The sequence below is a fragment of the Mycobacterium sp. genome (genome assembly GCF_050701675.1).
Classification (GTDB): Bacteria; Actinomycetota; Actinomycetes; order Mycobacteriales; family Mycobacteriaceae; genus Mycobacterium.
In genome coordinates, this window is the sequence record NZ_JBOGDD010000838.1 from 1 (window position 1) to 11282 (window position 11282).

Genomic DNA, 11282 nt, shown 5'->3' on the forward strand with positions numbered 1-11282 from the left:
GACCACCAGTTCGCTCGCGACCGCCTTGTTCGAGTGCCCCGAAACCAGCAACGCCAGTACCTCCGACTCACGCTGGGTGAGGCCGAGGTGCGCACCGGACCAGAACTCACCAGCACTCAGGCGCGCAGCGGAGAGCGCCACCCGGCCGGCCAGTGCGTGGTCGATGACGGTCTCACCCTGGCGGACCCGACGCAGGTGGCCGACCAACTCCTTCCCGTCGATGCGCTTGAGGATGTAGCCGGAGGCACCGACCCGCAGCGCCTGGTAGAGGTAGTGCTCGTCGTCGTACACGGTCAGAAGGACGACTTTCGTGTCCGGATGCTGCGTCGTGATCTGCAGGCACAGGTCCAGTCCGCTCCCTTCGCCGATGCGCACATCGCACAGGACGACGTCGGGCCGCAGCTCCGCCACCAACCCGAGCGCCGCCGCCGCCGTCGTCGCCTGACCGACGATCACGACCTCCTCGGGGAAGTGGCCGAGCATGGCGTCGAGCCCATGCAGCACCATCTCGTGATCGTCGACGAGCACGACACGCAACGGGGTCGGAGGCGGATCCGGCATGCCGCCAAGCCTACGGCGGTAAGCATCCTGATCCGACTGAACCAGCCGGGGATATCACCCGCTCCCCCACCCACCGGGGTGATTACGCCACAGGCGTTACGCGGTCGGATGGACCAACCCGATCAGAAAGGCCGCTGCGCCATGACCGATTTCAGTGTCAACCAGCCCCTCATCGTGCCCTCGGTGTTACCGGCCGACTTCGCCCGAATCGGTGACGAGGTGGCCGAACTGTGCGAGGCCGGAGTGGACCGGATCCAGTGGGACGTCATGGACGGCGTGTTCGTTCCCAACCTCACTTTCGGCCCGGACGTCATCGCGGCGGCGCGCCCGCACAGCACCGTCGGATTCGAGGCCCATCTCATGGTCGTCAACCCCGACGAACTCCTTGGGCGTTACGTCGACGCGGGATGCGAACTGATCATCGTGCACGCCGAAGCCTGCACCCACCTCCATCGCACGCTCGCACACATCCGCGACCTCGGCGCGCGCAGTGCCGTCGCGCTGAACCCGCACACTCCCGCCGAGGTCGTCCAGCATGTCCTGTCCGAGACCGACCTCATCCTCGCCATGACCGTCAACCCGGGATTCGGGGGCCAGGCCTACATCCCGGCCGTGGAGGCGAAGATCACGCGCCTGCGAAGGATGATCGACGAATCCGGTCTGCCCATCGAGCTGGAAGTGGACGGCGGCATCACCGACAAGACCATCGCAGGCGCGGCCAGCGCCGGCGCCGACGTCTTCATCTCCGGCTCCTGGATGTACGCCTATCCGGACGGCAAGGCGGCGGCCGTCAAACAGTTGCGAACCACTGCGCTGGAGAACGCACCACACGGGGAAGCAGTCCCCGTCTGATCCACCGGGTGGTGGCGGGGGCTACTCCCGGCGGGACTCCGTTCACCCCAGTGGGGTTCGCCGAGTCGGGCGAGGGTGAACGCCCTCCCATTCCTGCGTAACTCCATCTGAAGGGGTTCAGCCGAGGGCGGTGAGAATCGCAGTCGCCGCGTAATCGATCGCCGGCGCGGGATGCTGAAACGTCGGCGGCGGCTCGCCTTCGTGCACCCAGCTCCGGTGATGCCGATTGACCCAGACGCTTCTCAAACCGGCGTTCGCGGCACCGCCGATGTCCGCTATTGGGTTGTCACCCACCATCCAGGACCCGTTCAATGCATGCCCAACCGACTCGGCGGCGAGTTCGAAGATGCGCCGGTCCGGTTTGCGCACGCCGGCCCGTTCGGAGATGACCCACCCGTCGACGAGGTTACGTGCGCCGATCGCATCGAGTTTGGCTTCCTGTTGTGTCGTAAAGCCGTTGGTGACGATCACGACCGGAACGCCTCGTCGTCGCGTACTGCCCAGGACACTCCGGGTTGCTTCGTCCAGGCGGTGGTGGCCACCAAATTCATATGGCCACCGTTGCAACAACTCGTCCACCGACTCCGTCATGCCCAACCGGGCTTGCACACCACTGAGAAAATCTCGCCGATCGCGCACATCGTTGCCGTCGCAGTCCCACTCGACAAGCCACTGTTCAAGGCCTTCGTCGCCCGAGTGGTGCTGCGCGATGTCCGCTGCCCATTCCCGCACAACTTGAGACCGATCGACCAACGTGTCGTCCAAGTCCACCAATAGCACGGCCATACAGAGATTCTGCATCGGCAGCCGCGGCACTCGCCCTAAACGTAAAGGTCGTGACACGGCGTGTCTCTGACCCGCCTCGATTCTAGGAAAACGAGAAAGCGACGGGCGGCATTGTCGTTGACCTGTTTTCACATGTCATGCGTTTTCGGTTGCTCTTTCCAGCCCGATCTTTCGCGAATTCGTGCGCGCCGCGTCGGCGATGACTTGGATGGCGAAATTGGCCGGGTCGGTGGCGTCGACGCTGGTTGGGTGTGCCCTTCGGGCAATGGCGATCAAACCTCGGCGAGCACCGGGGCGACGCCGGTCTTCTCGAACTCGGACATGGTGTCGATGCGGCGTTGGTGGCGCTCATCATTCGACCACTCCGCGGCGAGGAACGCCTCCACGATCGCGAGGGACTCCCCGAGGGAGTGCATGCGACCGCCGAGCCCGATCAGCTGAGCGTTGTTGTGCTGGCGGGCCAGCTGCGCGGTCTCGACGCTCCACGCCAGGGCACATCTCGCACCCTTCACCTTGTTCGCGGCCATCTGCTCACCGTTTCCGCTGCCGCCCAGCACGATTCCCAGGCTGCCCTCGTCGGCGACGACACGACGTGCCGTCTCGATGCAGAACGCGGGGTAGTCGTCGAGGGCGTCGTAGACGAGAGCACCACAATCGATGGTCTCGTGGCCCGCGGCCCTCAGATGTTGGATGATGGCGTTCTTACGTTCCAATCCGGCATGGTCGGAACCCAGGTATATGCGCATGATTGTTGTTCCCTTCTCGTGATTCAACGCATCGCGTTGGATGCGGACCGGCAGATACCTGCCAGCCCTTCAGTGTTGGTGTACTTCGCAGGCGCAGTACATGTTCCGACAGGTGCGGCAAGCGGGCATCGTCTTACGACGAGGGCAGCTGACCGGCGCGAGCACCACAGTGAGTTAGTCGGCCAGCCAGCCGCATTACACGAGAGCACCCGGGACTGCCGGTGCCTCGATGCCCGGCCGCTGCGCGTTGTCGTCGGAACCCGGGGCGTCGTCGTCGCCGGGAACGAGCCCGAACACCGAGAAACTAACGATCCAGTAGGCGACGTACCCCACCAGGAGCACCACACCGTGCCAGCGCCGCAGGTGGCCGGTGAACAGTGCGTACGCCGCGAACCCGTTGATCACGATGAGCGCAGGCAGGTGCCAGCTGAAGACCTCCGGGGTGATCAGGAGTGCGCCGCCGAGCAGGGCGATGATGCCCACCTTCGCGGTCACCGAGAACACCACGCTGCCGATGACGTTGCCGACCCCGATGGCAGGCGCGCCCCGCCGGAAGGGCTCTACGGTCAGGAAGATGTCCTCCAGGGAGAGCACCAGGGTCGCGATCGTCGCCCCGAAGACCGTGCCACCGATCGCGTACTTCTCGACGATGCCCTCGGTGCCCTTGGCCATGACCCAGGCACCGGCCACGAGGCCGATCAACGCGAGGAGCGCGAGCAGGAGCAACGCCCACCCCGGACGCTTGTTCGCCTTCGCCCGGCCCAGATCACCGGTCTCGTAGAGGCTCCCGGCACCGCCGCCGGTACGACCGCCATCCCCGGAGTTCCCTACGCCGGTACGGACGAGTTCGGGACTATGCGTCGCTTCCTCGGCTTCCACGGCTTCCAGCACTTCCGCACTGCGGAATGTGGGCACGGCCCGCCGGGACTCGCGGTAGGCGATGTAGGCGATGAAAACCACGAACAGCACGATGAGAACAACCCCGGATACCCGCCCCACCCCGCCGAGCAGTGCAGGCACGATCAGCACGAGAGGCGCGATCGCGAACAGTGCGATGTAGTCCTTCGGGACCTCCACCGGGCTGGGCGCGACGATGGCGGCGAGCGCGAGCACCAGGCCAGTCAGCGAGATGACGGTTCCGAAGATGACTCCGAGCGCGACGTCTTGGTGGCCCTCCAAGTTGAGCACCACGCCGAACGCGAGATCGTCGAACTCGATGCCGGTAAACACGATGGCGAGCAGGAAGAGCGAGACTGCCAGGCCGCGCGCCGCGCCGACCAGGTAGGTGATCAGCTTCTCGGCGCTGTAGATCAACAGCGCCGCTCCGACGGCAAAGACGATGATCGACGTCATCTCGTTCTGCTCCCCCGTGAGCTACGCGGGATCACACCCGTTGTCTGCTGCATCCGACTCCCTCTCATGACATTCCTACCGATCCGCTTTCGTCAATCTTTCGAGCCTGCAATTCCGCAAGCCCTTCAGTGTTGGTGTACTTCGCAGGCGCAGTACATGTTTCGACACGTGTAGCAGGCAGGCATCGCCTTGCAACGAGGGCAGGCCTCGCAGCTGACCGGCTCGGTGTGTCGAAGGGCATCCACCGACGTGTACGGCTCGCCGCAGTGGTAGCACGGCGGACGCGCGCTGTTGCCGTCCAGCTCGGAGAGCAGAGCGAAGAGAGAGTTCACCGTCGGACCTCCAAGGGGATTTTCAACCCCGTGCGGCCGGGATTCGGTCGAGGAATCATCACGCCGTCCCGCGGCCGCGTCGGGTCGTTCGCTGCCGCCACCGCCGCCTCCACCAGCCCGTGATCCGGGGAGAGATGACAGACGGGGTCAGTGCGGGCGGCGTCGCCGGTGAGCGCGAAGGCCTGGCAACGACAGCCGCCGAAGTCGATCTCGCGACGGTCACAACTGCGGCACGGGTCCGGCATCCAGTCGTCACCCCGGTACTGCTTGAACAGTGGCGACTCCGCCCAGATCCACTCCAGGGAGTGCTCGCGCACGTTGGTGCTTGGCAGGCGGAGCCCGCGGGCCAACTCGTGGGCCGCTGGGCACGGCAGCGCTTCGCCGTTGGGCACCACCGTGAACTGGCGGCTTGCCCAGCCGTCCATGCAGGGCTTGGGAAACTTGCTGTAGTAGTCGGGGATGACGTAGATGATCTCCATCCGGTCCCCGAGCCGCCCACGGGCCGCCCGCACCACCGTCTCCGCGCGCTCCAGCTGGTCCCTGCTCGGCAGCAACTCGGCACGGTTGCGTCCCGCCCAGCCGTAGTACTGCGTGTTGGCCAGCTCGATCCGGTCGGCCTCCATCTCCGCCGCCATGTCGAGAATGGCACCGATCCGATCGATGTTCTGCCGGTGCAGCACCACGTTGAGGGTGAGTGGCCAGCCCAGCTTCTTGACGAGCCGCGTGACCTCGTGCTTGCGCTCGAACGAGGCAGTGCCTGCGATCTGGTCGGATAGGTCTCGCTCATCGGCCTGGATGCTGACCTGCACGTGGTCGAGGCCCGCGTCGCGGAGTTGCTCGGCGCGCCGGGTGGAGAAGCCGAGCCCACTGGTGATCAGGTTGGTGTACAGGCCCAGCTTGTTGGCGCACTGCACCAGGTCGACGATGTCGTGACGCTGCATCGGTTCGCCGCCAGAGAGGTGCACCTGCAGCACGCCCAGGTCGGCGGCCTCGGCGAACACCCGTTGCCACTCGGCGGTCGTCAATTCGTCGCGATAGTCGTCCAGCGCAACCGGATTGGAGCAGTAGGGGCAGTGCAGTGGACAGGCGTAGGTGAGTTCGGCGAGGAGCGCGTATGGCTTATCCATGATCTATCTCCATCCCGTGCTTGGTGACGAGGTCGGCCACGAAGCGTCGTACGTCGCCGTCGGCGACCTGGTCGTATCGGCTGCGCAGCTCGGACTGGATCTCGGCGATGGTCCGCTGGGCATCGCACAGCTCCACGATCGCGACGCCGGTGTCGTTGAGGACCCAGATCGTCTCCGGCGACAGCAGCGCGTATTGCCCGCGTGCGGCGTCGAACCTCATCCGCACGTGGCGCGCCAGCCGCGGCCGGGCGGCCTCGTCAGCGATTTCCATAAGCCTGGTCGATCGCATCGAGCATGCTCCACAGCACGTCGCACTTGAAGGACAGCGCCGACAGCGCGGCGGCCTGCGTTTCTTGGGTGACGCAGTACTTCCGCACCACCTCGAGACCGTGGTCGGAGTCGCGGGGCGCCTGGGTGATCCGAGTCCGGAAGTAGGAGAGCTCGTCGGGGTCGATCCAGGTGTAGTGGCGTTCGAATGCCGCGAGCCGCTCCGCCATGAGGTCGGGCGCGAACAGCTCGGTCAGCGAGGATGCCACCGCCTCCAACCACGGCCGGGTGCGCGTGAAGGTCACGTAGGCGTCGACGGCGAATCGCACGCCTGGGAGCAGGTGTCGGGCGTCCTCGACCTCAGCCCGGGTCAAGCCGACGGCCTCGCTGAGTCGCAGCCACGCCTCGATCCCGCCGGTTCCCTCGGTGGTGCCGTCGTGGTCGATGATGCGCTGGACCCAGCGACGCCGTATCTCACGGTCCGGGCAGCTGCTGAGGATCGCCCCGTCCTTGCGGGGGATGTTCACCTGGTAGTAGAAGCGATTGGCCACCCAGCCCCGGATCTCCTCCCGGCTGGACTGTCCGCCGTTCATCCGCCGATGGAAGGGATGCTGGTGGTGGTAGTCCTTGACGTGCTCGCGAAGCGCTTCCTCGAATTCATCGGGCGCCAGTGCTGCGGTCATCATTGCTCCTCAGATGTCTAGCTCGAGCCCGTCCGCGGCGACTTCGATGCCGTGCTGGTCGAGGAGCCGTCGTTCCGGCGAGTCCTCGAGCAGGATCGGGTTGGTGTTGTTGATGTGGGTGTAGACCTTGCGGTCGATCGGCAGCGACGACAGCAGTTCGAGGCTGCCGCCGGGGCCGTCGATCGGGACGTGTCCCATGTCGCGCGAGGTCTTTCGGGCCAGGCCAAGGCTGGACATCTCGTCGTCCCGCCAGCAGGTGCCGTCGATCAGCAGGCCGGAGCAGTCGGCCAGTTCCTCGAGGACGTCGGGGGTGAGCTGCTGCACGCACGGCAGGTAGACAAGGCTGCGGCCACTGCTGGTGTCGGTGATGCGGTAGCCCACGACCCGGCCAGCCGTCGCCGCCCCTGGGAACCGCATCGGCTTGACGGTGGGTACGTCGAACGCACGGTAGGACAACCCATCCCCGAGCGGCACCTCGGCGCCGGGCAGCACCGGGTGCCACTTGACCGGGCAGTACGCCTCGAGCGTCCTGAGCACCCCGGTTCCGGAGGTCAAGGTCTCGTGCACCGATTCGGTCGCGTGCACTTCGAGACCGCGCCCCTCCCGCATCAGCAGCAGGCCGAGGGTGTGGTCGAGCTCGGCGTCGGTGAGCAGCACGGCCTGCAGCCGGACCACCCTGCCCTCATCGGGATGCAGATCCGGGAAGGACTCGATCTGCGACTGGATGTCCGGTGAGGCGTTGAACAGAAACCACTGCTTCCGGTCAGCGCTCACCGCGATCGACGACTGGGAGCGTGGGACGCAGGGTCGCGAGCCGGTCCGCACCGCGCGGCACTGGGGGCACCCGCAGTTCCACTGCGGAAACCCTCCGCCCGCAGCTGATCCCAGCACTCGCACCCACACGACCGATCACTCCCTCCGTTGGGTTACCACGACGGGCGCCGGGCCGATCCGGCCCGGCGCCCTTGACGTGATCGGGCTAGTTGCCCGCGTCCAAGATGGCCACGTATGCGGTCACCTCGGCGGACACCCGGATCTCTGCGACCGTGGGGCGCTCCCACTTCTGCAGAGTGCTGGCAGCGTTCTTTCTCTCCATGTGTTCTCTCCTTCTCTCTCTCGATTTCTGGACGGTCCAGCGATGGAAATCAGCCGGGCAGGGCGAATGCGATCAACGCGCTGCCGTGGCCCGCGCCGAGCATTCCGGGGATGATGCCCTCCAGCCAGCCACCCCAGCCGACAGGCACGACGACGTACTGCTTGCCGTCGACGCTGTACGTCGAGGGGCTGCTGTGGTGGCCGCTACCACACTGGAACTCCCACAGCTTTTCGCCGGTGCGGGCGTTGAGCGCGACGAATTCGCCAGTCGGAGTGCCTGCGAACACCAGGTCGCCCGCGGTGGCGAGCACCGACGCGGCCATTGGATAGTCGAGACGCCAGCGCCACTTCTCCTCGCCGTAGCTGTCGAACGCGCTCACCGAACCGGCCATGTCGTCGATGTCGACCTGGACGGCAGCGCCCCAGTACGGCATGCCCTCCTTGAAATCCCGACGCCGACGAGTGGCGGTGGCGCCGACGTCCGCGACCGGCACGTAGAACAAGTCGGTCTTTGGGCTGTACGCCGCGTGCGTCCACTCCTTCGCGCCTGCCGGGCCCGGGTAGAAGTGGACCGGCTCGCCCTCCTTGTCCGGGTACTTCCGCGGGGTCACCTTGCCGTCGCGGGTGATGACGCCCCAGTCGATCCGATCCACGAAGGGAGTGACGTGCTGCAACTCGCCGTTCGTGCGATCAAGAACGAAGAAGTAGCCGTTCTTGTCGAAGTGACCGAGCAGCTTCTTGCCATCCCGCTCGAACAGGGTCATCTCCATGGTGGAGTCGTAGTCCCATAGGTCGTGCGGGGTGAACTGGTAGTGCCACTTGATCTCACCGGTGTCGACGTCCAACGCAACGACGCTGTCGGTGTAGAGGTTGTCGCCCTCGCGAACCTCGCCGTCGAAGTCGGGTGCCGGGTTGCCGGTGCCCGCGTAGTACAGGTTCAACTCGGGGTCGTACGTCCCGGTGACCCAGTGATTCGCGCCGCCGCGCGCCCAGGCCTCACCGTCGGCGGGCCAGGTCTCGGAACCCTTCTCGCCGGGCTTGGGCACGGTGTAGGTCCGCCACAGATGCTCGCCGGTCTCCAGGTGCCAACAGTCGATGTGGCCACGCACACCGAACTCGCCGCCGGCGCCGCCGGTGATGAGCGTGTCCTTGATGACCAACGGAGCCATTGAGGCGCTCTCGCCCGCACGCACGTCGCCAGTGGTCTTCTCCCACACCAGCTTTCCATTGGTGGCGTCCAGCACGATCAAGTGGGCGTTCGGGGTGACGAAGTACACCTTGCCGTTGGCCACCGCGCAACCGCGGTTGACGTTGCCGCAGCAGAGCGAGACGTCGAAGGGCACTGCGTGCTTGTAAGTCCAGAGCTGCTGGCCCGTCTTCGCGTCGAGAGCCCAGAACCAGCCGTCCCAGCCGGTGACGAACATGACGCCGTCCACGACCAGCGGGCACGCCTCGAACGCGTAGGTCGAAGCACCCGCGATGTGACCGGAGGTGCCGGCCTGGAACATCCAGGCCGGACCGATGCTCTTGACGTTTTCGGTGTTGATCTGGTCCAGCAGGCTGTACCGCTTGCCGTCATAGTCACCGTAGTAGGTGAGCCAGTTCTGCGATTCCGAACGTGCGTCGAGAAGGCGGTCGTAGTTGACGTTGTCGGTCACCGCGGGCGCGGTGCCTGTCTTGGCGCTCAGCGCGCTGTGGTCGATCGCCTCGCCGGCATCAATGTATTCAATGGTCATTGGGGTTCCTCCTAGGGGCGTGGCTGGTCGGGACGGTCGAGACGGGCGTGCGGCGGCACCTCGCCGAGCACGACGATGGCGGCGGTGAGTCCCCGACCTTCGTCGTTACCGCCGGGCGAGCTGTACCAGTAGTAGCCAGGGCCGTCCAGGTTGAGCTTCGCCCGGCCCTTCGAGTGGTTGAGCAGCCAGAGGAACTTCTTGTCGCCATTGCTCGGGAACAACGCGGAGTGCGTGTTCTTGTCGTCGTTGATGACCGTCAGTTCGAGATTGCCGCCGTGCGGCAGGACCAGGACCGCAGGCTCCCATGCGACCGAGTCCTCCTTGATCCGGATCGTGGCCTCCATCGTGCCGTCGGCCCGTTCGGTAGCTCTTTCGACCGAACCGGTTCCGAGTAGCCGACCAATGGTTGCGTGGTTCTGTGCGTCCAAGCCGAGTTCGCTCAGCAGGTCGCCTGGTTGATCAGTGACTGTCATAGGACCTCACCTCCTCATCAGTGAAACTTCGTTGTTGTCATGTGGAATGCGAAAGTCGTTCAGGACGGATCGCATTCACGTCCTATTTGCTGAATTCCCATTTTCTGAATTCGGCGAGCCGAAACTCCGGGTTGGCTGTGCATAGATCCTCGGCTCCATCTGGTCGGTCACATCTCGCTGCATAATGTCGTCGGTCGTCGAATCACTTCGTTCACCCGAGCGCCTGTTTCGAGTCTGTAACTACGTGAACGATAGGTTCGGTGACCCCCTCCGTACAGGCACGACCGCAGGGTGGTCGTACCTTGCCGTTCGCACCCCGCCAGGTGCCGTTCGTGGTGATGCCAGTCACATCCGTGGGTGTACGTCCGCGAGGTAGTACTCGCGCCCGATAGCCGGGACCTGCAAGTTCACTGTGAGAGTGGACCGAACGCTTCGTCGCATCGTCACTGTGTTGGGCCAGTCCCGAGCTTCCAGACCGCGACGCTGGCCCGCAGGCCGGTGCGGCTGGATCAGCGGATCGCGGTGCGTTACGGGTTGGCCGCGATGAGCCCCCCGGATTCGGCGGACTGCATCACTCAATCACTCAATGTCGAGATCGCGGGCCAGACAGATTCGCTGTTCGCCGGCTACGCCGTCACCGAAATTCACAATGCAGCACGGGGATATCCGCAGGCGGTGAACAACGTGGCAGAAAGCGCTTATCGCGGAGTTCCGCAACAAAGGAGTTCACCGCCGACGAGAAAGTCCGCCGGGGTGGACGCCATTTGGGTTAGAGCCGGTCGAACAAGTCGAGGTTCATGACCTTGTGCCACGCGGACACGAAGTCGTGGACGAACTTCTCCTCACCGTCCTGGTTCGCGTACGCCTCCGAGATCGCGCGCAGCATGGGGTCGGCCGCGAAGGCGAGGTCGACCCGACTGGCCATCCACTTGACCTCGCCGGTGCACCGGTCGCGGCCCTCATAGGCTGCCGTCCCGGCGACGGTGTCCGCCTTCGGTGCCCACTCAGTGTCCTCGTCGAGCAGGTTGACGAAGAATTCGTTGGTCAGCGTGCCCGGTGTCGAGGTGAACACGCCCAAAGGGGACTGGCCGTGGTTGGCGCCGAGCACGCGCAGCCCACCGAGCAGCACTGTCATTTCGGCGGCGCTCAGGGTCAACTGACCCGCGCGATCGACGAGCAGCTGTTCCGGCGGCGGCCGGTTGCCCTTGCCGACGTAGTTGCGGAATGCGTCCGCCGTCGGCTCGAGCGCGGAGAACCACTCGACATCGGTC

13 protein-coding genes are annotated in these 11282 nt (G+C 65.3%); 1 reads left to right on the forward strand and 12 read right to left on the reverse strand.

Annotation, left to right across the window (positions count from 1 at the left end):
* Positions 1-561, reverse strand: a 561-nt coding sequence (locus ACRDUX_RS25645) for a response regulator (protein ID WP_526417802.1), incomplete at its 3' end; no start/stop codon positions are given.
* A gap of 141 nt (positions 562-702) precedes the next feature.
* Here ACRDUX_RS25645 and rpe point away from each other — a divergent pair.
* Positions 703-1413, forward strand: a complete 711-nt coding sequence (rpe, locus tag ACRDUX_RS25650; protein ID WP_526417804.1) for a ribulose-phosphate 3-epimerase — start codon at positions 703-705, stop codon at positions 1411-1413.
* Positions 1414-1530: 117 nt separating this feature from the next.
* On the opposite strand, the gene ACRDUX_RS25655 is transcribed toward rpe, so the two are convergent.
* The 11 genes from ACRDUX_RS25655 to ACRDUX_RS25705 form a co-directional block, all read right to left on the reverse strand.
* Positions 1531-2199: an HAD family hydrolase gene (locus ACRDUX_RS25655; protein ID WP_526417806.1), complete on the reverse strand. Its 669-nt coding sequence runs from the start codon at positions 2197-2199 to the stop codon at positions 1531-1533.
* A gap of 272 nt (positions 2200-2471) precedes the next feature.
* Complete coding sequence (locus tag ACRDUX_RS25660; protein ID WP_526417808.1) at positions 2472-2945, reverse strand: ribose-5-phosphate isomerase; 474 nt, start codon at positions 2943-2945, stop codon at positions 2472-2474.
* A gap of 195 nt (positions 2946-3140) precedes the next feature.
* A complete protein-coding gene (locus ACRDUX_RS25665; RefSeq protein ID WP_526417810.1) occupies positions 3141-4298 on the reverse strand; it encodes a sodium:calcium antiporter in 1158 nt (385 codons plus the stop codon).
* A 328-nt stretch (positions 4299-4626) separates the two neighbouring features.
* Complete coding sequence (gene pqqE / locus ACRDUX_RS25670) at positions 4627-5757, reverse strand: pyrroloquinoline quinone biosynthesis protein PqqE (protein WP_526417812.1); 1131 nt, start codon at positions 5755-5757, stop codon at positions 4627-4629.
* On the reverse strand, positions 5750-6028 hold the full coding sequence (gene pqqD / locus ACRDUX_RS25675; RefSeq protein ID WP_526417813.1) for a pyrroloquinoline quinone biosynthesis peptide chaperone PqqD: 279 nt from the start codon (positions 6026-6028) through the stop codon (positions 5750-5752). Before pqqD ends, pqqE begins: the two co-directional genes overlap by 8 nt.
* On the reverse strand, positions 6015-6707 hold the full coding sequence (gene pqqC / locus ACRDUX_RS25680) for a pyrroloquinoline-quinone synthase PqqC (protein WP_526417815.1): 693 nt from the start codon (positions 6705-6707) through the stop codon (positions 6015-6017). The genes pqqD and pqqC overlap by 14 nt, the downstream gene beginning before the upstream one ends.
* 9 nt (positions 6708-6716) lie before the next feature.
* Complete coding sequence (gene pqqB, locus ACRDUX_RS25685; protein WP_526417817.1) at positions 6717-7610, reverse strand: pyrroloquinoline quinone biosynthesis protein PqqB; 894 nt, start codon at positions 7608-7610, stop codon at positions 6717-6719.
* Positions 7611-7686: 76 nt separating this feature from the next.
* Positions 7687-7803, reverse strand: a complete 117-nt coding sequence (gene pqqA, locus ACRDUX_RS25690; RefSeq protein WP_526417819.1) for a pyrroloquinoline quinone precursor peptide PqqA — start codon at positions 7801-7803, stop codon at positions 7687-7689.
* Between the two features lie 49 nt (positions 7804-7852).
* Entirely contained in the window at positions 7853-9538 is a 1686-nt protein-coding gene (locus ACRDUX_RS25695; RefSeq protein ID WP_526417821.1) for a PQQ-dependent dehydrogenase, methanol/ethanol family, read from the reverse strand.
* An 11-nt stretch (positions 9539-9549) separates the two neighbouring features.
* A complete protein-coding gene (locus ACRDUX_RS25700) occupies positions 9550-10011 on the reverse strand; it encodes an MSMEG_3727 family PQQ-associated protein (RefSeq protein ID WP_526417823.1) in 462 nt (153 codons plus the stop codon).
* A 769-nt stretch (positions 10012-10780) separates the two neighbouring features.
* Positions 10781-11282: peroxidase family protein (locus tag ACRDUX_RS25705; RefSeq protein ID WP_526417825.1), on the reverse strand; the 502-nt coding region annotated here is incomplete at its 5' end.